Source organism: Enterobacter cloacae complex sp. IR5418 (assembly GCF_049238105.1).
GTDB classification, from domain to species: Bacteria; Pseudomonadota; Gammaproteobacteria; order Enterobacterales; family Enterobacteriaceae; genus Enterobacter; species Enterobacter hormaechei.
The window spans coordinates 104843-129197 of sequence record NZ_JBMKHS010000001.1; the positions used below are offsets into that span (position 1 = coordinate 104843).

Genomic DNA, 24355 nt, shown 5'->3' on the forward strand with positions numbered 1-24355 from the left:
TCCTTACGGTAACAGGCTCTTGACGTCGATAGGCTTAGCTTCGTTCTCTGCTTCGCCTTTATCTTTGCCGTCGATTGCCATACCCGCCATCCGGTAGAAATTATATTCCGGGTATTTGCCCGGACCGGAAATCAGCAGATCCTCTTTCTCGTACACCAGATCCTGACGCTTGTACTCACCCAGCTCGAAGTCTGGAGTCAGCTGAATCGCCGTGGTTGGGCACGCTTCTTCACACAGACCGCAGAAAATGCAGCGTGAGAAGTTAATGCGGAAAAACTCAGGATACCAGCGACCGTCTACCGTCTCGGCTTTTTGCAGAGAGATACAGCCCACCGGACACGCTACCGCACACAGGTTACAGGCAACGCAGCGCTCGGAACCGTCCGGGTCGCGCGTCAGCACGATACGGCCACGGTAGCGCGGCGGCAGATATACCGGCTCTTCCGGATACATCCGGGTTTCGCGTTTGGCAAACGCGTGCAGGCCGATCATCCAGATACTGCGTACCTGGGTGCCGAAACCTACCAATAATTCTTTTAAGGTCATGATCTCAAAGCCCCTTATGGCTGCTGCCAGAGAATGACAGCTGCCGTTACCAACAAGTTGACGAGCGTCAGCGGCAGGCACACTTTCCAGCCGAAGGACATTACCTGGTCATAACGCGGACGCGGTAACGCTGCGCGAATCAAAATGAACATCATCATGAAGAACGCGGTTTTCAGCGCGAACCAGATGAACGGCGGTAAGAACGGGCCATGCCAGCCACCAAAGAACAGCGTTACCATCAACGCGGAAATGGTGACGATACCGATGTACTCGCCCACGAAGAACAGACCGAACTTCATACCGGAATATTCAATGTGGTAACCGTCGGCCAGTTCCTGTTCGGCTTCTGGCTGGTCAAACGGATGACGGTGACACACCGCCACGCCCGCGATAGCAAAGGTAATAAACCCAAAGAACTGCGGGATTACGTTCCAGATGTCGGCCTGGTTGTTGACGATGTCGGTCATGTTAAATGAACCGGCCTGCGCCACCACGCCCATCAGGGAGAGACCCAGGAACACTTCGTAGCTCAGCGTCTGCGCGGAAGCACGCATCGCACCCAGCAGGGAGTATTTGTTGTTACTGGACCAGCCTGCGAACAGCACCGCGTAAACCGCGAGGCCTGCCATCATCAGGAAGAACAGAATGCCGATGTTCAGGTCAGCGACCACCCAGGTCGGGCTGACGGGAACGATAGCAAACGCCAGCAGCAGCGAGGTGAAGGCGATCATCGGGGCCAGCGTAAAGATCACGCGGTCCGAGAAGCGCGGAACCCAGTCCTCTTTAAAGAACATCTTGATCATGTCCGCCACCAGCTGGAGTGAACCACCCCAGCCCACGCGGTTCGGTCCGTAACGGTTCTGGAACAGACCGAGCAGACGGCGTTCACCAAAGCTCATGAACGCGCCGCAGGTGACGACCACCAGCAGAATCACAACCGCTTTCAGAATGCTCAGCAGGATGTCGATAAGATCCGGCGTTAACCAACTCATGCTTTTGCCTCCTGAAGGTTATCAAGATGCGCACCCGCCAGAACCGGCGCGATGCCAGGCATACCCATCGGCAGACCCACCTGCCCTGCTGACAGATGTTCAGAAATAATCAGCGGCAGGCTGATGGTCTGGCCGTCGTAGCTAAAGGCAATGTTCGCACCCGCGTTAACGCCAAGCTTCGCGGCGTCTGCCGGGTTGAGCTTGATGTACGGCTGCGGCATACGGGTCTGGAAGACCGGTGAACGCTGGGACAGCTCGTCGCTACCGAACAGATGGTAGTACGGCGCAATACGCCAGTGACCTTCCTGCGCCTGGAAGCTCGCCGGAACGGTGGTGAAGAAGTCCAGACCGCTGTCGGAGGCTTCAATCAGACGTACGCCCGGATCGCCGTGGCGCAGGGAGCCGCCCACTTCAGCCTGGAACTTGTTCCATGCCTGCGGGGAGTTCCAGCCCGGCGCCCATGCGAACGGGATTTGCGAACGCGGCGCAGACGGCTGGTTGTTCCCTTCCATGGAGAAGGCGAACATGGTGTCTTTATCCTGCGGCTGACGCGGTTCGTGCACGCTGATGTTGGCGCGCATCGCGGTACGGCCACTGTAACGGTGCGGTTCACGCGCCAGTTTTTGACCGCGAATGCGGAAGCTGGCTTCAGGCGCCGCATCTTTGATGCCCGCCAGATGAGGCAGTTTTTCCACTACCGCGTCGATAACGTGGTCGAGCTGCGTCCAGTCCACTTCACGGCTCTGCACGGTACTGTGCAGGGAGTGCAGCCAGCGCCAGCTTTCCAGCATCACGGTGTTGTTGTCGTAGTACGCCGGGTCGTAAACCTGGAAGAAACGCTGTGCGCGGCCTTCGTTGTTGATCACCGTCCCGTCGCTTTCTGCAAAACTTGCCGCAGAGAGCACCAGGTGCGCTTTGTCCATGATGGCGGTGCGCTGATGGTCAATCACCATGACCAGCGGCGCTTTGGAGAGCGCAGCGTCAACGCGCGCGGCAGAAGCATGGCGATGCAGGTCGTTTTCCAGCACCACAACGGCGTCAGCGGCACCGGATTCCAGTTCGCTTAACGCTTCTTCCAGCGAGCCACCACCAATCATACCCAGACCGATGCTGTTCACCGCACGGGCAATCATGGTCACACCGACGTCGGCGCCGCGGCCTTTCAGGGCTTTCGCAACGTTCGCTGCGGCCTGAATGATCTCAGCGCTTCCGGCGTTGGTACCGGAAATAATCAGTGGTTTTTTCGCACCCGCCAGGGCCTGAACAATCACGTCGACCTTGTTTTGCAGGTCGCGATCCAGCTCAACGGCCGGAGAGTTGTTGTCCAGCGCGTGGGCAATCGCAAAGCCGAGGCGCGCCTGATCTTCAACCGGCGCGCAGTAGGTCCACGCGGCGATGTCGTCCAGACGGGTATTGTCGACGTTTGTCACAAACAGAGGATGCTTCGCGCGCTGACCGATGTTGAGAATGGCCGCAATCTGCCAGTCAGCCACTTTCTGCGCCGCTGCCATTTCACGTGCTTTACCTTTCACCGCCTGACGTACCGCCAGAGCCGCGCGTGCGCCGGTCTGCGTGAGGTCTTCACCCAGCACCAGAACCGCATCATAGGATTCGATTTCGCGCAGCGCAGGCGTGTGGACACCGCCTTCACGCAGCACTTTCAGCACCAACTGGAGACGTTCCTGCTCGCCCTGAGCGATACCGGTGTAGAAGTTTTCCGCCCCAACCAACTCGCGCAGCGCGAAGTTGCTTTCGATGCTGGCGCGCGGGGAGCCGATGCCGATCACTTTCTTCGACTGACGCAGAATATCTGCCGCGCCCTGCATCGCCTGTTCAGCGTTCAGGGTAATGAAGTCATCGCCACGGCGCTGAACCGGCTGACGCGGACGGTCTTTCAGGTTTACATAGCCATAGCCGAAACGACCGCGGTCGCAGAGGAAGTAGTGGTTAACGGTACCGTTGTAACGGTTTTCGATACGACGCAGTTCGCCGTAACGTTCACCCGGGCTGGTGTTACAGCCGAGGGAGCACTGCTGGCAGATGCTTGGTGCAAACTGCATGTCCCATTTACGGTTGTAGCGCTCGGAGTGGGTTTTATCCGTGAATACGCCGGTCGGGCAGATCTCTACCAGGTTACCGGAGAATTCGCTTTCAAGCGTACCGTCTTCCGGACGACCAAAGTAGACGTTGTCATGCGCGCCGTATACGCCCAGATCCTGACCGTCTGCATAATCTTTGTAGTAACGCACGCAGCGGTAGCAGGCGATGCAGCGGTTCATTTCGTGAGAGATGAACGGCCCCAGGTCCTGGTTACGGTGGGTACGCTTGGTAAAGCGATAGCGACGGAAGCTGTGACCGGTCATCACGGTCATGTCCTGAAGGTGGCAGTTACCGCCCTCTTCACAGACCGGACAGTCGTGCGGGTGGTTGGTCATCAACCACTCCACCACGCTTTCACGGAACTGTTTGGCTTCTTCGTCATCAATCGAAATAAAGGTGCCTTCGGCGGCTGGCGTCATACAGGACATCACCAGGCGACCACGCGTGTCTTCCGCGTTTTGATATTGCTTCACCGCACACTGGCGGCAAGCACCGACGCTGCCCAGCGCCGGATGCCAGCAAAAGTACGGAATATCGAGGCCAAGAGACAGACAAGCTTCCAGCAGGTTGTCCGCCCCGTTGACTTCGTATTCTTTGCCGTCTACATGAATCGTAGCCATTAGCATGCTTCCAGTTGTCTCGGTCGAAACCGAGCGTTAATCAAAATTCTGTTTTTACCAGCGCGCTTTCAGCAGGTTCGGCTGAATACCATTGATTGAATGAGTATTGCTGAACGGCTGCTTGATGCCTGCTTCGAATTCGTCGCGGAAATATTTAATCGCGCTTTGCAGTGGCTCGACGGCACCCGGTGCGTGGGCACAGAAGGTTTTGCCTGGCCCTAAGAATCGACACAGTTGCTCAAGTGTCTCGATATCGCCAGGCTGGCCTTCGCCACGCTCGATAGCACGCAGGATCTTCACGCTCCACGGCAGACCATCACGGCACGGTGTACACCAGCCGCAGGACTCGCGGGCGAAGAACTCTTCCAGGTTACGCACCAGGGATACCATGCCGATCTCGTGGTCGACGGCCATCGCCAGCGCCGTACCCAGACGGCTGCCTGCTTTACCAATGCTTTCGAACTCCATCGGCAGGTCAAGGTGGGCTTCGGTCAGGAAGTCCGTCCCTGCCCCACCCGGCTGCCAGGCTTTGAATTTCAGGCCATCGCGCATGCCGCCCGCGTAGTCTTCAAGAATTTCACGTGCGGTGGTACCAAACGGCAGTTCCCAGACGCCAGGGTTCTTCACGCGACCGGAGAAGCCCATCAGCTTGGTACCGGCATCTTTGCTTGAGGAGATGCCCTGATACCACTCCACGCCGTTCGCGAGGATCGCCGGGACGTTACACAGGGTTTCGACGTTGTTGACGCAGGTCGGTTTCCCCCACACGCCGGAGCTTGCCGGGAACGGTGGCTTAGAACGCGGGTTCGCGCGGCGGCCTTCCAGGGAGTTAATCAGCGCGGTTTCTTCACCGCAGATGTAACGCCCGGCCCCGGTGTGCACGAACAGTTCGAAGTCAAACCCGGTGCCCAGGATGTTTTTGCCCAGCAGACCCGCTTCTGTCGCTTCCGCAATCGCGCGACGCAGGTTTTCCGCCGCTTCGATGTACTCACCGCGCAGGAAGATGTAGCCACGGTACGCTTTCAGCGCAAACGCGGAGATCAGCATGCCTTCCACCAGCAGGTGCGGCAGCTGTTCCATTAGCAGGCGGTCTTTATAGGTGCCCGGCTCCATTTCATCGGCGTTACACAGCAGGTAACGGATGTTCATGGATTCGTCTTTCGGCATCAGGCTCCACTTCAGACCGGTGGAGAAGCCCGCACCGCCGCGGCCTTTCAGGCCGGAGTCTTTCACCGCATTCACGATGTCATCCGGCGCCATGCCGCCGAGGGCTTTACGCGCCCCGGCATAGCCGTTTTTGCTCTGGTATTCGTCGAGCCAGACGGGCTGTTTGTCATCGCGCAGACGCCAGGTCAGCGGATGCGTCTCAGCAGTACGAATTACAGTTTTCATTTGTACTGCTCCAGCAGGTCAGGAATCGCTTCCGGCGTCAGATGGCTGTGAGTGTCCTCATCAATCATCATGGTCGGCCCCTTGTCGCAGTTACCCAGGCAGCAGGTTGGCAGCAGAGTAAAGCGTCCGTCGAACGTGGTCTGGCCCGGCTTGATATTGAGTTTCTTCTCTATCGCAGCCTGAATGCCCTGATAACCGGTAATGTGGCAGACCACGCTGTCACAGTAGCGGATCACATGGCGGCCAACCGGCTGACGGAAGATCTGGCTGTAGAACGTGGCTACGCCTTCTACGTCACTTGCCGGAATGCCCAGCACTTTTGCGATCTCATAGATCGCCCCATCCGGCACCCAACCACGCTGTTTCTGTACGATTTTCAGCGCTTCAATGGACGCCGCACGCGGGTCTTCGTAGTGGTGCATCTCGTGCTCAATGGCGGCACGCTCTGCTTCACTCAGCTCAAAAGCCTCGGTTTGTGGTTGTTGATTCTCGTGCATAATTAGCGGTCCACATCTGACATAACAAAATCGATACTACCCAGATACACAATCAGGTCGGAGACCAGACTGCCGCGAATGGCGGCCGGGATCTGCTGCAAGTGCGCGAAGCTTGGCGTACGCACGCGGGTGCGGTAGCTCATGGTGCTGCCGTCGCTGGTGAGGTAGTAGCTGTTGATACCCTTGGTCGCTTCAATCATCTGGAAGGATTCTTGTGCCGGCATGACCGGACCCCAGGAAACTTGCAGGAAGTGGGTGATCAGGGTTTCGATATGTTGCAGCGTGCGCTCTTTCGGTGGCGGCGTCGTCAGCGGGTGATCCGCCTTGAACGGGCCTTCCGGCATGTTGTTGAGGCACTGCTCAAGGATGCGCAGGCTCTGGCGCAGCTCTTCCACTTTCAGCATCACGCGGGTGTAGCAGTCGGACACGCCGCCGCCAAGCGGGACTTCAAAGTCGAAGTTCTCATAGCCAGAGTAAGGACGGGCTTTACGCACGTCGAAATCAATCCCGGTCGCACGCAGGCCAGCACCGGTGGTTCCCCACTCCAGCGCTTCTTTCGCGCCGTAGGCTGCAACGCCCTGGGAACGGCCTTTCAGGATGGAGTTACGCAGCGCGGCTTTCTCGTAAGACGCCAGACGTTTCGGCATCCAGTCGAGGAATTCACGCAGCAGACGGTCCCAGCCGCGCGGCAGGTCGTGTGCCACGCCGCCGATGCGGAACCAGGCCGGGTGCATACGGAAACCGGTAATCGCTTCCACCAGATCGTAGATTTTCTGACGGTCGGTAAAGGCGAAGAACACTGGCGTCATCGCGCCGACGTCCTGAATGAACGTGGAGATGTACAGCAGGTGGCTGTTGATACGGAACAGCTCTGACAGCATCACGCGAATCACGTTGACGCGATCCGGGACGGTGATACCTGCCAGTTTCTCAACGGCCAGCACGTATGGCATTTCGTTTACGCAGCCGCCGAGGTATTCGATACGGTCGGTATACGGAATGTAGCTGTGCCAGGACTGACGCTCGCCCATCTTCTCCGCACCACGGTGGTGGTAGCCGATGTCAGGTACGCAGTCGACAATCTCTTCGCCGTCAAGCTGAAGAATAATACGGAATGCACCGTGCGCAGACGGGTGGTTTGGACCGAGGTTGAGGAACATGAAGTCCTCGTTTTCGGTACCGCGCTTCATGCCCCAGTCTTCCGGCTTGAAGGTCAGCGCTTCCATCTCCAGATCCTGCTTGGCTTTGGTCAGCTCAAACGGATCGAATTCGGTGGCACGTGCCGGGTAGTCTTTACGCAGCGGGTGGCCGGTCCAGGTCTGCGGCATCATGATGCGCGTCAGATGCGGGTGGCCGTCAAAGGTCATGCCGAACATTTCCCAGGTTTCGCGCTCGTACCAGTTGGCGTTCGGGAAAAGTTTGGTGATCGTCGGCAGATGCATGTCGTTTTCAGACAATGCCACCTTGAGCATGATATCCGTGTTGCGGTCTATTGAGATCAGATGGTAGAAAACGGAAAAATCCGCAGCAGGGAGACCCTGGCGGTGCGTTCTCAGACGTTCGTCCATGCCGTGTAAGTCAAACAGCATGACGTAAGGTTTTGGCAATTTCTTGAGGAAATCGACAACTTCCAGTAATTGCTCACGCTTCACCCAAACAACGGGTACCCCGGTGCGGGTGGCCTGAACAGTAAAGGCATCCGGCCCAAAACGGTTGCGCAGTTCGCCAATGACGGGGTCATCGAGATGATCCCGGGTCTGCCAGGCGGCTTCTTGCGCGGTTAAGTCGGTCATATTGTTCACCATTGCAAATGGTCCGTGGTGACTGTTAAGCCTGGCTTCGCGCTATTTGAGTAGTGATATGCGAAGGTGTTCTCCAGGCCCACAGGCGCAAATTAAATTTCGTCAGGCGTACGCAGGTTGGTGACGGCAATACGTTCACCACGTTTACGCTCGCGCTCAGACTGCATGTTCGCGCGATAGACACCCTGATCGCCAACAACCCAGGAGAGTGGGCGGCATTCTTTACCAATTGACTCCTGAAGCAGCATCAGCGCCTGCATATAGGCCTCTGGACGCGGCGGGCAGCCCGGGATGTACACATCCACCGGAATGAACTTATCAACGCCCTGCACAACGGAATAAATGTCGTACATACCGCCGGAGTTTGCACATGCGCCCATGGAGATAACCCATTTTGGCTCCAGCATCTGGTCATAAAGACGCTGAATAACCGGTGCCATTTTGGTAAAGCAGGTCCCGGCCACCACCATCAGGTCAGCCTGACGTGGAGAAGCACGCAGTACCTCGGCCCCAAAACGCGCAACGTCATGCACCGCAGTGAATGACGTCACCATTTCAACGTAGCAGCAAGAAAGGCCAAAGTTGTATGGCCAGATGGAGTTCTTACGACCCCAGTTGACCATATCGTGCATGGCATGTTCGAGCTTGCCCATGTACACGCTTTTGTTGACTTCTTGCTCCAGGGGGTCGGTTACGATCTCCTGTTTTTGCAGGGGGTAACGGTCATTCTCACCGTTAGGATCTATGCGGGTGAGCGTATAATCCATCTTATTGCCTCGCTGTTACTGCTGACGATTAGAGATACTGTTTTCCGGGTTGATGTGTTCACGGCGTGAACGCACAGGTGTCCAGTCCAGCGCGCCAATACGCACCAGATAAACCAGACCGGCCAGTAACACTAAAATGAAAATTGCGGCCTCGACAAAGCCCACCCAACCACTTTCGCGAATGGAGGTAGACCACGCGAAGAGGTAAAGCGCTTCCACGTCGAAAATGACGAAGAACATGGCCACCAGGTAGAACTTGGCAGACAGGCGTAAGCGAGCGGTACCTACTGAATCAATACCTGATTCGAAAGGTGTGTTTTTGTGCCTTGCGCGGGCGCGACCGCCCAGGAACCAGCCGCCGACTAACATCAGGCAGCACAGGCCAATGGCTACAATAAGAAAGATTGCGAATGCCCAGTGATGAGCGATGACTTCTGTGGATGTTGACATACTCATTGCTTACTCATCAAAAGTGATACCAACGACACTGCTCTTGCTGGCAGATGGGCATCACATCGATTCATGGGGAGGAACAAAATAACCTTACACTAACTGTCAGAAATGAGACATAGACAGCAAAATGATGGGGTTTTTTACTCCTTTCTATAACCTTTTGTCAACTTTAACAAAGGTTTCTTCACATTAAATTACAACGTGCGATTCTCATTAACATTTGGTGCCCTTTAACCCTGGTGGGTACATGACTTTCCGTCAAATGCATCTTGTTGAATCGTGTCCGTTTTGGAAGTAAAAAAAATAACCCTCCTATTTTGACAGGATTTGCCAACGATTCCTCCCCCCAAATAGGAGTATTTTCTTGATCTGAGACACGCTTTTGTTAATTCAATCAAAAAAACAGCAACATATTTCCTCTTTTTTTAACATCGGCGGGGGATGAGGGAAGTTAGAACAGCTATTGTTTACATCTTAACCATAAACATTTTCCACGTTGATAAATAAGCAGTATTTGCTTTATCCCTTCTCAACTCGCGGTTATGAATAGCAAAAAAAACCACTCGCAGGAAAAAATCATGCGAGTGGCTCTTTTTTGCACTTACATTTTGTTACGAGAATTTTGAGGGAGTGATCACTCAAAATCCCCTTCCACGATCAGGGAGTCATCCCCTCCTTCGGGAGTAACAGGCGCGTACTGCCATGGATTGTGGTAGTTTTCCATTGCCTCGAATACCACTTTCGCCAGCTCGTTATTGCTGGCGGCGTTGTGGCACAGCAGGTACTCCGTATCCGGCAACGACGGGAGTCCCTCAGAGTGACCCAGCACACGCAGGTCGGGGCTCATCATCTCCACCGGACGGGCCGTTACGCCAAGCCCGGCCTTCACTGCCGCTCGTACCGCGGGTAACGTTGACGCCACATACGCCAGACGCCATGGGATACTGGCTTCGTTGAGCGCAGCCAGCACCATATCGCGGAACGGACTGGGATCGTCCAGCAGGACCAGGGGTATTGGCTCACCTTTTTGCAATACATACTCCGCGGCACAGTACCAGTGCGTAGGAGAGGTACGCAGCGTCAGGCAGTCAAACTGGCCGGGTCGATGCGTGGTGACCACCAGGTCAACCTCGTTTTCTTTCAGCATCTCAACCATGAAGGCATTGCGTTTAACGCTAACGTCCAGGGCAAGCTTCGGATAAACCGAGCTAATTCGGTTGAGAAGGAAGGGTAAAATAGTATCTGCTGATTCATCTGACGCCCCTAATGTTAACACCCCCTGAAGGTTGCTAAACATTAATGACATACAGGCTTCATCATTAAAGCGCAGTATCTTTCTGGCATAACCCAGAAGCTGAATACCATGTTCTGTTAAAAGCTTATTACGCCCATGACGCGCAAAAAGCTCTTTACCAACCAGTTGTTCCAGCCGCTGCATTTGCTGACTCACGGCGGACTGGGTACGGCAAACGGCGGCAGCAGCTGCTGCAAAAGTGTTGAGATCGGCGACCGCAACAAACGTTCTCAGCAGATCGAGGTCGAGATTCATTATCGGACGATTTGCATTTATCATATCTTTTCACTTTCAGGTTGCTCGTGCGGAGCTGCCCGGGTTGAAGCTGTGTGTAACAGTTAAGCAATTCCTTCTGAAGAGTTTCCCTCGCATCCCGGCCCGGCAGACTGCCTGACAGATAGTTATTGTACTGCGGTATATCAACAGTCAGAAATCACGTTTCATGACGTTATTTTTATTCTCTTGCATTCAGGATATTTCGTTGTTTGCAGGTCGATGTAAATACCATTAAGAGTAAGACATGTTTTCTGCCATCTATATCGCAGCGTTGCTAACGTAGCAAGATGTGACTTACCCAATCAGCCAGAGATAACTTTAACAATAACAATCGATTAATACAGGAAAGCAGACCGCGTTATACGTAACAGGCCTATCGCTATGCTGCATTCCCGAAACACATCTTAACCCAAATCCACTATATTTATAAGTCTTATTGCAATATTAAGGATTTACCGCCAATGATAAGCAACTACACTCATTTTATTAAAATTAACGAAAGTTGCATTTTCGTCGTTAATAATAAATAAAGTTTAATTTAGATTCAGGCCATTCATTAATAACCCTTAACATTAATTTCACATGAGTAACTTTTAACCTGGCTTCGCTAATATGGCAATCGGTATCTCAGCATTCAGGTTTTACGAATGATTACTCAGGGGTACGAATCCTTCAGTCAGGATCGTCTTTTTATTTACCCCAGAATAATATTCATCATTATATGAAATTTTCAGCATAAACAACCCAGCAATTCCCTTTATTACGGTAAGTTCAGGCACAAAATCACTCCCTCGTTAGATTAAGCGATCACAGCGGTGCTGCCCGGTTGTACAAAATCTTCTTCTGTGCACCCTTCAAAACGAAGCGCGGTGGGAGTACATTGTTCCGTGCTCACTTCCACGGCAGGAAGTTGCAATAATAGCGAAAAGGTTAAAGGTTCATGTCCCCTATCGAAAAATCCAGCAAGCTCGACAACGTCTGTTACGACATCCGTGGCCCGGTACTCAAAGAGGCAAAACGCCTTGAAGAGGAAGGCAATAAGGTTCTGAAACTCAACATCGGCAACCCCGCGCCATTTGGTTTTGAAGCGCCGGATGAGATCCTGGTGGATGTGATCCGTAACCTGCCCACTGCACAAGGCTACTGCGATTCAAAAGGGCTTTACTCTGCCCGTAAAGCCATTATGCAGCACTATCAGGCTCGCGGCATGCGCGACGTCACCGTTGAAGATATCTACATTGGCAACGGTGTCTCGGAACTGATCGTTCAGGCGATGCAGGCGCTGCTCAACAGCGGTGACGAAATGCTGGTTCCTGCCCCGGATTATCCGTTGTGGACGGCCGCGGTGTCCTTGTCCAGCGGTAAAGCGGTGCACTACCTGTGCGACGAATCGTCTGACTGGTTCCCGGATCTGGATGATATTCGCGCCAAAATCACCCCACGCACCCGTGGTATCGTGATTATTAACCCGAATAACCCGACGGGCGCGGTCTACTCAAAAGAGCTGCTGATGGAGATCGTCGAGATCGCCCGCCAGCACAACCTGATCATCTTTGCCGATGAGATCTACGACAAGATCCTGTACGACGCGGCGCAGCACCACTCTATCGCCGCGCTGGCGCCCGATCTGCTGACGGTCACCTTTAACGGACTGTCTAAAACTTACCGCGTGGCCGGTTTCCGTCAGGGCTGGATGGTGCTGAACGGGCCGAAAAAACATGCGAAAGGCTACATTGAAGGGCTGGAGATGCTGGCATCCATGCGTCTGTGCGCCAACGTACCGGCGCAACATGCGATCCAGACAGCGCTCGGAGGCTATCAAAGCATCAGCGAGTTTATCGTCCCAGGCGGCCGACTGTATGAGCAGCGCAACCGCGCATGGGAATTAATTAACGATATTCCGGGCGTCTCCTGCGTGAAGCCTAACGGCGCGCTGTATATGTTCCCGAAAATCGACGCGAAGCGCTTCAATATTCACGACGACCAGAAAATGGTGCTCGACTTCCTGTTGCAGGAAAAAGTGCTGCTGGTTCAGGGGACGGCGTTTAACTGGCCGTGGCCGGATCATGTGCGTATCGTCACCCTGCCGCGCGAAGACGATCTCGAAATGGCCATCAGCCGCTTCGGGCGATTCCTCTCCGGGTATCATCAGTAACGTTGCCTTTCTGCCGGGTGGCGCTGCGCTTACCCGGCCTATACCATCCGCAAATTTGCATCTTCCCTCCCCTCCCCGCACAATGCAGTCTGTCGCAGTGAAGACATAAGGTAACCTATGAGTCAGAGTCATTTCTTTGCCCACCTCTCCCGCCTGAAACTCATCAACCGCTGGCCGCTGATGCGCAACGTGCGCACCGAAAATGTGTCTGAGCACAGTTTGCAGGTTGCCATGGTCGCTCATGCGCTGGCCGCGATTAAAAACCGCAAATTCAACGGGCAGGTGAATGCCGAACGTATCGCCCTGCTGGCGATGTACCACGACGCATCGGAAGTGCTGACCGGGGATCTGCCGACGCCGGTGAAATATTTCAACTCGCAGATTGCCCAGGAATATAAGGCCATAGAGAAGATTGCCCAGCAGAAGCTGATCGACATGGTCCCTGAAGAGCTGCGTGATATCTTTGAGCCGCTGATCGACGAGCATCAGTATACGGAAGAGGAAAAATCCCTCGTTAAGCAGGCCGATGCGCTGTGCGCCTACCTGAAGTGCCTGGAAGAGTTATCCGCCGGGAATAACGAGTTCCTGCTGGCGAAATCGCGCCTGGAGAAAACGCTGGACGCCCGCCGTAGCGAGGAAATGGATTACTTCATGCAGGTATTTGTGCCGAGCTTCCATCTGTCGCTGGATGAGATCAGCCAGGATTCGCCGCTTTAACAGTTCGCCCAGCGGCGCTGCGCTTGCAGAGCCTACGAGTTATGTAGGCCGGGTAAGGCGCAGCCGCCACCCGGCGAAGTTCTCAGAACGGAAATAACACCGGAATCAACACCACGCATACCAGCATCACCAGCACGGTGAACGGCACGCCCAGCTTCACAAAATCACTGAATTTGTAATTCCCTGGTCCCAGCACCAGCGTATTCACCGGGGAAGAGACCGGCGTCATAAATGCCGCGGACGCCGCCATCGCAACCATCATCGCAAATGGATACGGTGAGACGCCCATGGATTTCGCCATCGCCAGCGCAATGGGTGCCATCAGCACCGCCGTGGCGGTATTGGAGATGAACAAACCAATGGTGGCACACATGACGAACAGGCAAACCATCATCAGGTACGGACCATATCCCCCGCCCGCGTCCATTAAGCCTTTCACGATCAAATCCACCCCGCCGGTTTTCTGTAGCGCCAGGGCAAAAGGCATCATCCCGACAATAAGAATGATGCTCGGCCAGTGAATCGCTTTGTAGGCGCTTTCGGCGTCGATACAGCGGAATTTGCCCATTAACAGACAGGCGATGATCGCCGCCACCGGGTTAGGGATCTCGTCCGTCAGCATCAGCGCGACCATCAAAACCAGACAAAATATCGCGTGGGGCGCCTGACTGTGCGCCGGTGAGGCATCGCTCTCTTCAATCGGCATATTCAGCACCACAAAGTCACGGCCTTTCTGCCCGAGCTGGCTAATCAGTTTCCAGTTGCCGACCACCAGAAAAATATCCCCCAGCAGGATCGGCTCATCCACCACCGCCCCTTCAAGGGCGACCCCATCGCGTTTCAGGCCGACCACGTTGAGGCCATAGCGGGTACGAAAGCCGATTTCACGCACGGTTTTACCCAATAACTCCGATTCCGGGATCAGGGACACCTCGGCCATTCCCACATCCAGCGCCTGGTCGGAGAAATACTCACCGCGCAGCACCATCGGCTCCAGCAGCTGTTCGCTACAAAACTCGCGCAGATCCACGTCCGCCGTGGACATATCAATCAGCAGGACGTCACGCGCGCGAAACTCGGACACCCCGTTAACGTTAACGATCACCCGACGAAAACGACGCCAGCGCTCAACCCCGATGACGTTCGCGCCATAGCGTTCGCGTAGCTTAAGGTCATCCAGCCGCTGCCCCACCATAGGCGACCCCGGGCGGATAGCCAGACGCCGGGCACGCCCGGTCAGATGGTACTCTTTAATCAGATCGCGAAAAGAGCGCCGCTTCCAGCCCTCTTTGGCTTTGTCCTGCTTCTCCCCTTTCAGCGCGAAACGGGTCAAAAGCATATAGATAATGCCCAGCACCAGTACCACCAGCCCGATCGGCGTCACGCTAAAGAAGCTAAACCCCTCAAGCCCTTCACGGATCAGCTCGCTGTTCACAACGAGGTTCGGCGGCGTCGCGACCAGCGTCATCATACCGCTGATAAGCCCGGCAAAGCTCAACGGCATCATCAGCCGCGACGGGGAGATCTGCATTCTCATGCAGACGCTAAGCACCACCGGAATAAAGATAGCCACGACGCCCGTAGAGCTCATAAACGCGCCCAGCCCGGCGACCGTCAGCATCAGGTAAATCAGCATTTTGGTTTCGCTGCTGCCCGCCACCTTAACCAGCCACGACCCCATCATCGTCGCCACGCCGGTGCGTACCAGCCCGTCGCCAATAATAAACAGGGCGGCAATCAAAATAACGTTGGGATCGCTAAACCCAGAAAAGGCTTCCGGCAGGGAAAGCATACCGCTCAGAACGAAAGCGACAATCACAAACAGGGCGACGGCATCCATGCGCACCTTGCCCGTGGCAAAAAGAATGATGGCGATTAACAGCAGGCTCAGGACCCAAATCAGTTCACCGTTCACAACATGTCCTTGTCAGTGGAGGAGAAGCAATTTTGCCATAAAAAAGCCCCGGTAATACGGGGCGATATCATGGGATTACATTTTTAGCGAGACGGTTACAATGCCGTCAGAAGCCTTCGAGACGTCGAGGGCGGTCAGGGTGTTTAGCACAAAATCCGCCTCATTCAGTCGGGGGGAATCCGCCGGAACGTTTACTGCGATGACGTGGCATCCCGCGTTCAGCCCGGCCAGCACGCCTGCCGCCGCGTCTTCCACCACGACGCACGCCGCTGGCGCAAGGCCAAGCAGTTCCGCGCCGAGCAGAAACGCATCCGGTTCAGGCTTGCCGCGCTTCACGCGCTCAGCGGTAATGAACACGTCCGGCGTCGGTAAACCTGCCGCCTTATGACGGGCATGCGCGACGGGAATCGAGCCGGAGGTGACGATAGCCCACGGGATCTGCGCTTCATTCAGGTGCTCCAGCAGTTCGCGCGCACCGGGCAGCGCGGTGATACCCTCGGTGTCGGTGGCTTCAATCTGCTCAAGATAGCGGAACTCCGCCTGAATCTCGTCCTCAGAACGTCCCGCCAGGAAGTGTCGCAATGAGGTAATGGCCTGTTTGCCATGGATGAAATTCAGTACGTCCTGATGGTCAATACCGTGCCGGTCGGCCCAATGGCACCACGAGCGCTCCACCACCGGCAGTGAATCCACCAGCGTACCGTCCAGATCAAACAGAAAACCTTTACACTGCACACGCACCTCCGTCAGGCATTAATGATTTGTTGAATTTCGTTGCTGCTTAAATGGTACTGACGCGGACAGGCGTGCCACGCGCTCAGCATCCGTTGATATTTATCCCACATCGGGGTCTGGGCGTTGAAGCCGTGCGTACCCGCATCAAAATGGGTGTAGCGCCCTTCGGTATTCACCATAAAGCGCACATAGCTCAGATAGCGCGCTTCCGTCGCGGCATCAAAGCCCAGGAACGTCACGCGGCGCTCGTCAATGGTCTGCTGGTCTTTCAGATTGGTCCAGGACACATGCAGCGCATGGTACATCTCCATGATGTCGATAACGATACGGCAGGTTTCCTCTTTCAGTTCGCCAAATTCGCGATCCAGTTCGCGCATTTGCAAGCCAAAGCCGCGTTCGACAATGGTTTGCAGGCGGCTGTAGCGCGCAGCGTTATCGGGATCAAGCATAGTCATCATCTTGTACTGGTTAGACAAAATCAGACGTTGAGCATGGGTCATTTCCATCTTTCGACTCCTGTAGCGCATTGCACTGTAAAAAAAAGACACGGTAACGGTGTGTTACTGTGCCTTCTTTTGGTCGTCGTTTCGATGATCAATCACAAGTCATCGAGGAATGTTTTATCAAGCTGTTTAAAGGCGCGCTTGAGGGTATCCGCCAGCGCCTGGTAATCCGGCTTGCCTTCCACCGGCGCAAGCGCCTGGCCGGCCTCCTCCAGTTTTCCACGCACTTCATAAAACCAGTGTAAAATAGAGGGAGGAAGTGGCGTGACGGAACGTTTACCTAACCACCATAACCCCTGCATCGGCAGGCTTAACGCAAAGAGCGCCGTCGCGACGGCAGGCCCAAGCTGTCCACCTAACGCAATCTGCCAGCACAGGGTAAAAACGGCAATCGGGGGCATAAAGCGAATCGCATAGCGCGTGGCGCGGATAGTGCGATTCTCAATAAACATCGGCGCGAGGCGCTTTTCCATTGGCCACGTCTTTGAATAATGCTGCCCCCGGCGAAACAGACTGAAGAAGTTCACGGACGGGATTTCGGGTGTCGACATGGCTGTACCTCAACTTCACATATAAAAATTAAAATTTTCGTGCAAAACCACAACAGGCTATGACAACGTTCAAAATATTTTGTCATCGCTACCCCGTATCGGGTATCCTGTGCCAGCCTGATAGGGCCGTAGACGATAAGCGTTAGCTCGTCAAATTATCGCATATTATGCCATTGTCTGAAAAATGTTCAAAATGGCTTAAAATCATAGGTATTTCTTCCATCCTGCCAGAATGTTCGTTTGGCATGATGTTAATCATAAATGTCTGGGTCAGCATGCGTTACGCTTTTAGACTCACTGACGTTTTTTTAGCCACGTATCAATAATAGGTACTTCCATGTCGAGTAAGTTAGTACTGGTTCTGAACTGCGGTAGCTCCTCACTGAAATTCGCCATCATCGATGCGCTCAACGGTGACGAGTACCTCTCTGGTTTGGCCGAATGTTTCCATCTGCCTGAAGCACGTATCAAGTGGAAGATGGACGGCAGCAAACAAGAAGCGGCTTTAGGTGCAGGCGCCGCTCACAGTGAAGCGCTGAACTTTATCGTTAACACTATTCTGGCACAAAAACCAGAACTGTCTGCTCAGCTGACTGCGATTGGTCACCGTATCGTCCACGGCGGCGAAAAATACACCAGCTCCGTCGTGATCGACGACTCTGTGATTCAGGGCATCAAAGACTCTGCATCCTTCGCACCGCTGCACAACCCGGCTCACCTGATCGGTATCGCTGAAGCACTGAAGTCCTTCCCGAATCTGAAAGAGAAAAACGTGGCTGTGTTCGACACCGCGTTCCATCAGACCATGCCGGAAGAGTCTTACCTCTATGCCCTGCCGTACAGCCTGTACAAAGAGCACGGCGTTCGTCGTTACGGCGCACACGGCACCAGCCACTTCTATGTGACTCAGGAAGCCGCAAAAGTTCTGAACAAGCCGGTTGAAGAAGTGAACATCATCACCTGCCATCTGGGCAACGGTGGTTCTGTTTCCGCTATCCGCAACGGTAAATGTGTTGATACCTCCATGGGTCTGACCCCACTGGAAGGTCTGGTGATGGGTACGCGTTCCGGTGACATCGACCCGGCGATCATCTTCCACCTGCACGACACCCTGGGCATGAGCGTTGACGACATCAACAAAATGCTGACCAAAGAGTCTGGCCTGCTGGGTCTGACCGAAGTGACCAGCGACTGCCGTTACGTTGAAGACAACTACGCAGAAAAAGCAGACGCTAAACGTGCAATGGACGTTTACTGCCACCGTCTGGCGAAGTACATCGGTTCTTACACTGCACTGATGGACGGTCGTCTGGACGCGGTTATCTTCACCGGTGGTATCGGTGAAAACGCAGCGATGGTGCGTGAACTGTCCCTGGGCAAACTGGGCGTTCTGGGCTTCGAAGTTGATCACGAGCGTAACCTGGCTGCCCGCTTCGGCAAGTCTGGCTTCATCAACAAAGAAGGCACCCGCCCGGCTATCGTTATCCCAACTAACGAAGAGCTGGTCATCGCGCAAGACGCGCACCGCCTGACTGCCTGATTCCACACCGCCAGCATTGCTGGCGGTGCTGTTTTGTAACCCGCCCAGTCGCGGCGGTAACGAAAGAGGATAAACCGTGTCCCGTACTATTATGCTGATCCCTACCGGAACCAGCGTCGGCCTGACCAGCGTCAGCCTCGGCGTGATCCGCGCTATGGAACGCAAAGGCGTTCGTCTGAGCGTCTTTAAGCCTATCGCCCAGCCACGTGCCGGTGGCGATGCGCCAGACCAGACCACCACCATCGTGCGCAAAAACTCTAATCTGCCAGCGGCTGAACCGCTGAAGATGAGCCACGTTGAGTCTCTGCTCTCCAGCAACCAGAAAGACGTGCTGATGGAAGAGATCATCGCCAACTATCACGCTAACGCGCAGGACGCGGAAGTGGTGCTGGTTGAAGGCCTGGTCCCGACCCGTAAACACCAGTTTGCCCAGTCTCTGAACTTTGAAATCGCGAAAACCCTGAACGCAGAGATCGTTTTCGTGATGTCTCAGGGCACGGATACCCCAGAGCAGCTGAAAGAGCGTATCGAACTGACGCGCAGCAGCTTCGGTGGTGCGAAAAACACCAGCATCACTGGCGTAATTGTTAACAAACTGAACGCACCAGTCGATGAACAGGGCCGTACGCGTCCTGACCTGTCCGAAATTTTCGACGACTCCTCCAAAGCGAAAGTCATCAAAGTTGACCCGGCTAAGTTGCAGGATTCCAGCCCGCTGCCTGTTCTGGGCGCGGTGCCGTGGAGCTTCGATCTGATTGCTACCCGTGCAATCGATATGGCGCGTCACCTGAACGCTACCATCGTTAACGAAGGCGATATCAACACCCGCCGCGTGAAGTCCGTCACTTTCTGCGCACGTAGCATTCCACACATGCTGGAGCACTTCCGTGCAGGTTCCCTGCTGGTGACCTCCGCAGACCGTCCGGACGTGCTGGTTGCAGCCTGTCTGGCCGCGATGAACGGCGTGGAGATCGGCGCGATCCTGCTGACCGGTGCCTATGAGATGGACCCACGCGTGAGCAAGCTGTGCGAGCGCGCGTTCGCCACTGGCCTGCCCGTCTTCATGGTGAACACCAACACCTGGCAGACCTCCCTGAGCCTGCAAAGCTTCAACCTCGAAGTGCCGGTTGATGACCACGAGCGTATCGAGAAAGTTCAGGAATACGTTGCAGGCTACATCAACGCAGACTGGATCGAATCCCTGACGGCAACTTCCGAGCGCAGCCGTCGTCTGTCTCCTCCGGCCTTCCGTTACCAGCTGACCGAGCTGGCGCGTAAAGCGGGCAAACGCGTGGTTCTGCCAGAAGGCGACGAACCACGTACCGTTAAAGCGGCGGCCATCTGTGCAGAGCGCGGTATCGCGACCTGCGTGCTGCTGGGTAATCCGGACGAGATCAACCGCGTGGCGGCGTCTCAGGGCGTTGAGCTGGGCGCAGGCATCGAAATCGTTGATCCGGAAGTGGTTCGCGAAAGCTACGTTGCCCGTCTGGTTGAGCTGCGTAAGAACAAAGGCATGACCGAAGCCGTTGCGCGCGAGCAGCTGGAAGACAACGTTGTACTGGGTACGCTGATGCTGGAGCAGGACGAAGTTGACGGTCTGGTTTCCGGTGCGGTTCACACCACCGCGAACACCATCCGTCCACCGTTGCAGCTGATCAAAACCGCACCGGGCAGCTCTCTGGTCTCCTCCGTGTTCTTCATGCTGCTGCCTGAACAGGTTTACGTTTACGGCGACTGCGCGATCAACCCGGACCCAACCGCAGAGCAGCTGGCTGAAATCGCAATCCAGTCTGCGGACTCCGCGATTGCCTTCGGTATCGAACCGCGTGTCGCAATGCTCTCCTACTCCACCGGTACCTCTGGTGCAGGCAGCGACGTAGAGAAAGTGCGTGAAGCGACCCGTATTGCGCAGGAAAAACGTCCTGATCTGATGATCGACGGCCCGCTCCAGTACGATGCCGCCGTCATGGCTGACGTGGCGAAATCCAAAGCGCCGAACTCACCGGTTGCTGGTCGCGCTACCGTGTTCATCTTCCCGGATCTGAACACCGGTAACACCACCTATAAAGCGGTACAGCGTTCAGCAGACCTGATCTCCATCGGGCCTATGCTGCAAGGTATGCGCAAACCTGTGAACGACCTGTCCCGTGGTGCGCTGGTAGACGATATCGTCTACACCATCGCGCTGACGGCGATCCAGTCTTCGCAGCAGCAGTAAGCTAAAAAGCCCGGTGGCGCTAGCGCTTACCGGGCCTACGGTTTTGTAGGCCGGATAAGCGAAGCGCCATCCGGCAAGAGAGGCGACCACTTAACCGGTCGCCTTTTTTATTACAGCAGCTCCCGCGCCGCCGACACAATATCATGTGCCGTCAGGCCATACTCCTTCTGCAAGAAGTCCTGCGTCCCGACCTGGCCATACCGTTCTTTCACACCCACTCGCCGCATCGGCACAGGGCAGCTTTCCACCAGCACTTCCGCCACCGCTGACCCCAGCCCGTTGTGTATGCTGTGGTTTTCGCAGGTCACGATGCGTCCGGTTTTCTCGGCATAGTTTTTCACCAGCATCCGATCGATGGGCTTGAGGGTAAACATGTCGATGACCGCTGCGCTTACCCCCTCCGGTTCAAGCTGGCGCGCCGCCTCCAGCGCCTCCGCCACCATGATGCCGTTAGCAATCAGGGTAATATCGGTTCCCTCGCGCAGCACGTTGCCCTTGCCAATGGTAAAGGTCGAGCCTGGGGCATAGACACTCGGCGCCTGCTTGCGGATAGTGCGCACCCAGTAGAAGCCTTCCAGGTCGATAAGCTGACGCAGCACATCTTCGAACATCACCGCGTCGGTCACCTCCAGCACCACTGAATGCGCCAGACCGCGCACGATGCCCATATCCTCAAACGACATATGCGTTCCGCCGTTGTGGCAGGCCGTCACGCCAGCATCCGAGGCAATCACCTTCACGTTATTGCGCTGGTAGTCCAGGGACATAAACAGCTGGTCAAAGCAGCGACGGCTGGCAAAGGCGGTAAAGGTATGGACGAACGGCTTACGGCCGGTGAGCGACAGCCCCGCCGCGGTGCCGATGACATTGGCCTCCATAATGCCGCAGTTGATGACGTGCTGTGGATAATCACGCGCTACGCCGTCCATCGCCATTGAACTCATCAGATCCGCTTCGAGGGCAATGATCTCGCTCCCGGCCTCAATCTGCTTTGCCACAAATCCCGCGTAGACCTTACGCATCTCAACGGCATCTTTCTGTCCTGTCGGTGCAACCTTAATCATGTGAAGCCTCCAGTTGGCGAATCGTCTCGTTGAGCGCGGCTTTGCTCTCCTCGGTTAATCGCAGGTGATGCGAATTACTGAGCTGTTCCAGGTAAGGCACTCCCTGCCCTTTGATGCTGTCGAGGATCACCACCCGCGGACGCGCATCGGCCGCAGGGATCGGCGCAGTCACTTCCAGCAGCGCCGAAATGTCGTCCCCTTTCACCGTCACCACGTCAAAGCCAAAGGCGCGGAATTTCCCTTCCAGGTCGAAGGCGCTGATAATTTCGTCCAGCTCGCCGTCGAGCTGCTGTTTGTTCCAGTCCACGAATACCGTCAGGTTGTTCAGTCGATGGTGAGCGATAAACTGGAAGGCTTCCCAGCACTGGCCTTCGTTCAGTTCCCCGTCGCCAACGATGCAAAACACCCGGTTTGGCCTTCCTGCCAGCTTGTGCGACAGCGCCATGCCGCCAGCGATGGAGATCCCCTGCCCCAGCGAACCGGTGGTGGCATCCACGCCGCGCGTTTTCAGGCGATCCGGGTGACTTGGCAGACGCGTCCCGTTCTGGTTCAGCGTACTCAGCTCTTCAGTCGGGAAGTAGCCCTTAATCGCCAGCGTGCTGTACAGCGCCGGGCCGGCATGTCCTTTCGACAGCACAAAGTAGTCGCGCTCTGGCCAGTCTGGATCGGCCGGGTCAATTTTCATCACTGCGCCATACAGCACGGCCAGTGTTTCAACGACTGACATGCTGCCGCCGTAGTGGCCAAAGCCCAGCTGCGTCAGGGATTTCAGGGTCTCAAGGCGAATCTGACGTGCCAGCTCGGTTATTTCATTCTCATTCATGATTTGGCTCCGGGGTTTTCCTGCGCGTTACCGTTCGCAGGTTTGTTTTTAGCGAAGACGTTGTAGGCCACCAGCAGCGCGAACAACACAACAACCAGTCCGGTGATGGCAAGCGGTGAGAGGAAGCGTGCCAGGTTGCCCAGCACAATCCCGACCGCACCAAAATCAGCGTCCGAGAAGGTAGTATTGGCAAAGCCAATCGCGCCCAGAACAGGCAGCAGCAGGACCGGCAGGAAGGTGATCAGCAGGCCGTTGGCAAACGCGCCAATCATCGCCCCGCGACGTCCGCCGGTGGCATTACCAAATACGCCCGCCGTCGCGCCGGTGAAGAAATGCGGCACGACGCCCGGCAGGATCAGCACCCAGCTAAACTGACCGCAGATAAACAAGCCCACAATCCCGCCGAGGAAGCTGAACAGAAAACCAATCAGCACCGCGTTTGGCGCATACGGGTAGACCACCGGGCAGTCCAGCGCAGGTCGCGCATTGGGCACCAGTTTTTCCGAGAAGCCGGTAAAGGCCGGGACGATCTCCGCCAGAATCAGGCGCACGCCCTGCAAGATGATGAACACGCCTGCCGCGAAGGTGATGGCCATAATGATGGCGTACACCAGGTAGTTCTGGCCGCCGCTGAAGGTGGCCTCCACGTACTCACGTCCGGCGCTCACCGCCATGATCAGGTAGATAATCATCATGGTCAGAGAGATGGAGATTGAACTGTCACGCAGGAAGCTAAGGTTCTTCGGCAGGTTCATCTCTTCGGTGGAGCGCGAGCCTTTGCCGACCTTGCTGCCAATCCAGCCGGAGAGCACGTAGCCCAGCGTGCCGAAATGACCGAAGGCGATCTCATCGTTGCCGGTAATACGCTTCATATAGCGCTGCGCAATGGCCGGGAAAAAGGCCATAATCAGGCCGAGGATCAACGAACCGGTAAAGACCAGCCCTACCCCCTCGAAACCTGCGACCGTCAGGATCACGCCAATCATGCATGCCATGTAGAAGGTGTGGTGCCCTGTGAGGAAGATGTACTTCAGGCGGGTAAAGCGCGCGACAATAATATTTGCCACCATCCCGAAGGCCATAATGAGCGCGGTGGAAGCACCATATTTTTCCAGGGCAATCGACACAATAGCTTCATTATTGGGAATAATGCCCTGAATATTAAAAGCGTGCTCAAACATACCGCCCAGGGGATTTAAAGAGCCCACCAGCACGGTTGCGCCGCCGCCCAGTACAATAAAGCCGAGAATGGTTTTAATTGTGCCTTTCACCACATCCGAAAAGGCTTTTTTCTGCGCCACAAGACCAATCAGGGCAATTAACCCGACCAGCACTGAAGGAACTTTTAAAATATCAACAACGAAATTCAGCGTTTCAAGGATAAACATATCCACC

General features: G+C 55.4%; 20 protein-coding genes. 4 read left to right on the forward strand and 16 right to left on the reverse strand.

The features are described 5' to 3' along the window. Positions 1 to 3 precede the first annotated feature (3 nt). The 9 genes from nuoI to lrhA all read right to left on the reverse strand — a co-directional run bounded on the left by nuoI (position 4) and on the right by lrhA (position 10742). A complete protein-coding gene (gene nuoI / locus ACOTX7_RS00450) occupies positions 4 to 546 on the reverse strand; it encodes an NADH-quinone oxidoreductase subunit NuoI (RefSeq protein ID WP_003861491.1) in 543 nt (180 codons plus the stop codon). A gap of 14 nt (positions 547 to 560) precedes the next feature. Next, complete coding sequence (gene nuoH, locus ACOTX7_RS00455) at positions 561 to 1538, reverse strand: NADH-quinone oxidoreductase subunit NuoH (protein ID WP_003861490.1); 978 nt, start codon at positions 1536 to 1538, stop codon at positions 561 to 563. Then, positions 1535 to 4258, reverse strand: coding sequence for an NADH-quinone oxidoreductase subunit NuoG (gene nuoG, locus ACOTX7_RS00460; RefSeq protein ID WP_221256274.1), 2724 nt, complete (start codon positions 4256 to 4258; stop codon positions 1535 to 1537). Before nuoG ends, nuoH begins: the two co-directional genes overlap by 4 nt. Positions 4259 to 4312: 54 nt before the next feature. Continuing rightward, positions 4313 to 5650 (reverse strand): NADH-quinone oxidoreductase subunit NuoF, encoded by a 1338-nt coding sequence (gene nuoF, locus ACOTX7_RS00465; RefSeq protein WP_006811381.1) that lies wholly within the window; start codon positions 5648 to 5650, stop codon positions 4313 to 4315. Further along, positions 5647 to 6147, reverse strand: coding sequence for an NADH-quinone oxidoreductase subunit NuoE (gene nuoE / locus ACOTX7_RS00470; RefSeq protein ID WP_006176513.1), 501 nt, complete (start codon positions 6145 to 6147; stop codon positions 5647 to 5649). The genes nuoF and nuoE overlap by 4 nt, the downstream gene beginning before the upstream one ends. 2 nt (positions 6148 to 6149) lie before the next feature. Further along, complete coding sequence (gene nuoC / locus ACOTX7_RS00475) at positions 6150 to 7952, reverse strand: NADH-quinone oxidoreductase subunit C/D (RefSeq protein ID WP_125357726.1); 1803 nt, start codon at positions 7950 to 7952, stop codon at positions 6150 to 6152. 89 nt (positions 7953 to 8041) lie between these two features. After that, positions 8042 to 8716: a NuoB/complex I 20 kDa subunit family protein gene (gene nuoB / locus ACOTX7_RS00480; RefSeq protein ID WP_221256275.1), complete on the reverse strand. Its 675-nt coding sequence runs from the start codon at positions 8714 to 8716 to the stop codon at positions 8042 to 8044. Positions 8717 to 8731: 15 nt separating this feature from the next. After that, positions 8732 to 9172 (reverse strand): NADH-quinone oxidoreductase subunit NuoA, encoded by a 441-nt coding sequence (nuoA, locus tag ACOTX7_RS00485; RefSeq protein ID WP_003861475.1) that lies wholly within the window; start codon positions 9170 to 9172, stop codon positions 8732 to 8734. Positions 9173 to 9803: 631 nt separating this feature from the next. Continuing rightward, entirely contained in the window at positions 9804 to 10742 is a 939-nt protein-coding gene (gene lrhA / locus ACOTX7_RS00490; protein WP_213827673.1) for a transcriptional regulator LrhA, read from the reverse strand. Between the two features lie 937 nt (positions 10743 to 11679). Between lrhA and alaA the strand changes: the two genes are divergently transcribed. Beyond that, complete coding sequence (alaA, locus tag ACOTX7_RS00495; protein ID WP_003861471.1) at positions 11680 to 12894, forward strand: alanine transaminase AlaA; 1215 nt, start codon at positions 11680 to 11682, stop codon at positions 12892 to 12894. Between the two features lie 117 nt (positions 12895 to 13011). Then, on the forward strand, positions 13012 to 13611 hold the full coding sequence (gene yfbR, locus ACOTX7_RS00500; protein WP_205922599.1) for a 5'-deoxynucleotidase: 600 nt from the start codon (positions 13012 to 13014) through the stop codon (positions 13609 to 13611). 82 nt (positions 13612 to 13693) lie between these two features. Here the strand turns inward: yfbR and ACOTX7_RS00505 are convergent, their stop codons facing one another. From ACOTX7_RS00505 to yfbV, 4 genes are all read right to left on the reverse strand, one after another. Next, positions 13694 to 15526, reverse strand: a complete 1833-nt coding sequence (locus ACOTX7_RS00505) for an SLC13 family permease (protein ID WP_221256276.1) — start codon at positions 15524 to 15526, stop codon at positions 13694 to 13696. A 75-nt stretch (positions 15527 to 15601) separates the two neighbouring features. Beyond that, the gene (locus ACOTX7_RS00510) at positions 15602 to 16261 is read right to left on the reverse strand and encodes a sugar phosphatase (protein ID WP_047353432.1); all 660 of its coding nucleotides are present in this window, start codon (positions 16259 to 16261) and stop codon (positions 15602 to 15604) included. Between the two features lie 11 nt (positions 16262 to 16272). Further along, on the reverse strand, positions 16273 to 16767 hold the full coding sequence (locus tag ACOTX7_RS00515; protein WP_003861461.1) for a YfbU family protein: 495 nt from the start codon (positions 16765 to 16767) through the stop codon (positions 16273 to 16275). A gap of 92 nt (positions 16768 to 16859) precedes the next feature. Further along, positions 16860 to 17315, reverse strand: coding sequence for a terminus macrodomain insulation protein YfbV (gene yfbV / locus ACOTX7_RS00520; protein WP_006811387.1), 456 nt, complete (start codon positions 17313 to 17315; stop codon positions 16860 to 16862). Positions 17316 to 17652: 337 nt separating this feature from the next. Between yfbV and ackA the strand changes: the two genes are divergently transcribed. Both ackA and pta read left to right on the forward strand, forming a co-directional pair. Continuing rightward, entirely contained in the window at positions 17653 to 18855 is a 1203-nt protein-coding gene (ackA, locus tag ACOTX7_RS00525; RefSeq protein WP_006811389.1) for an acetate kinase, read from the forward strand. A 76-nt stretch (positions 18856 to 18931) separates the two neighbouring features. Next, the gene (pta, locus tag ACOTX7_RS00530; protein WP_006811390.1) at positions 18932 to 21073 is read left to right on the forward strand and encodes a phosphate acetyltransferase; all 2142 of its coding nucleotides are present in this window, start codon (positions 18932 to 18934) and stop codon (positions 21071 to 21073) included. A 110-nt stretch (positions 21074 to 21183) separates the two neighbouring features. Here pta and ACOTX7_RS00535 read toward each other — a convergent pair whose 3' ends face one another. From ACOTX7_RS00535 to ACOTX7_RS00545, 3 genes are read right to left on the reverse strand one after another with little or no spacing between them, the layout of a single operon-like run. Further along, positions 21184 to 22137 (reverse strand): transketolase family protein, encoded by a 954-nt coding sequence (locus tag ACOTX7_RS00535; protein WP_221256277.1) that lies wholly within the window; start codon positions 22135 to 22137, stop codon positions 21184 to 21186. Continuing rightward, positions 22130 to 22960 (reverse strand): transketolase, encoded by an 831-nt coding sequence (locus ACOTX7_RS00540; RefSeq protein ID WP_214591802.1) that lies wholly within the window; start codon positions 22958 to 22960, stop codon positions 22130 to 22132. Before ACOTX7_RS00540 ends, ACOTX7_RS00535 begins: the two co-directional genes overlap by 8 nt. Further along, positions 22957 to 24348 (reverse strand): PTS ascorbate transporter subunit IIC, encoded by a 1392-nt coding sequence (locus ACOTX7_RS00545; protein ID WP_006811393.1) that lies wholly within the window; start codon positions 24346 to 24348, stop codon positions 22957 to 22959. The genes ACOTX7_RS00540 and ACOTX7_RS00545 overlap by 4 nt, the downstream gene beginning before the upstream one ends. Positions 24349 to 24355 lie beyond the last annotated feature (7 nt).

Bases quoted from the DNA above. Each gene is read 5' to 3' on its own strand.
- nuoI (WP_003861491.1), bottom strand. From the start codon at position 546: ATGACCTTAAAAGAATTATTGGTAGGTTTCGGCACCCAGGTACGCAGT.
- nuoH (WP_003861490.1), bottom strand. From the start codon at position 1,538: ATGAGTTGGTTAACGCCGGATCTTATCGACATCCTGCTGAGCATTCTG.
- nuoG (WP_221256274.1), bottom strand. From the start codon at position 4,258: ATGGCTACGATTCATGTAGACGGCAAAGAATACGAAGTCAACGGGGCG.
- nuoF (WP_006811381.1), bottom strand. From the start codon at position 5,650: ATGAAAACTGTAATTCGTACTGCTGAGACGCATCCGCTGACCTGGCGT.
- nuoE (WP_006176513.1), bottom strand. From the start codon at position 6,147: ATGCACGAGAATCAACAACCACAAACCGAGGCTTTTGAGCTGAGTGAA.
- nuoC (WP_125357726.1), bottom strand. From the start codon at position 7,952: ATGGTGAACAATATGACCGACTTAACCGCGCAAGAAGCCGCCTGGCAG.
- nuoB (WP_221256275.1), bottom strand. From the start codon at position 8,716: ATGGATTATACGCTCACCCGCATAGATCCTAACGGTGAGAATGACCGT.
- nuoA (WP_003861475.1), bottom strand. From the start codon at position 9,172: ATGAGTATGTCAACATCCACAGAAGTCATCGCTCATCACTGGGCATTC.
- lrhA (WP_213827673.1), bottom strand. From the start codon at position 10,742: ATGATAAATGCAAATCGTCCGATAATGAATCTCGACCTCGATCTGCTG.
- alaA (WP_003861471.1), top strand. From the start codon at position 11,680: ATGTCCCCTATCGAAAAATCCAGCAAGCTCGACAACGTCTGTTACGAC.
- yfbR (WP_205922599.1), top strand. From the start codon at position 13,012: ATGAGTCAGAGTCATTTCTTTGCCCACCTCTCCCGCCTGAAACTCATC.
- ACOTX7_RS00515 (WP_003861461.1), bottom strand. From the start codon at position 16,767: ATGGAAATGACCCATGCTCAACGTCTGATTTTGTCTAACCAGTACAAG.
- yfbV (WP_006811387.1), bottom strand. From the start codon at position 17,315: ATGTCGACACCCGAAATCCCGTCCGTGAACTTCTTCAGTCTGTTTCGC.
- ackA (WP_006811389.1), top strand. From the start codon at position 17,653: ATGTCGAGTAAGTTAGTACTGGTTCTGAACTGCGGTAGCTCCTCACTG.
- ACOTX7_RS00535 (WP_221256277.1), bottom strand. From the start codon at position 22,137: ATGATTAAGGTTGCACCGACAGGACAGAAAGATGCCGTTGAGATGCGT.
- ACOTX7_RS00540 (WP_214591802.1), bottom strand. From the start codon at position 22,960: ATGAATGAGAATGAAATAACCGAGCTGGCACGTCAGATTCGCCTTGAG.
- ACOTX7_RS00545 (WP_006811393.1), bottom strand. From the start codon at position 24,348: ATGTTTATCCTTGAAACGCTGAATTTCGTTGTTGATATTTTAAAAGTT.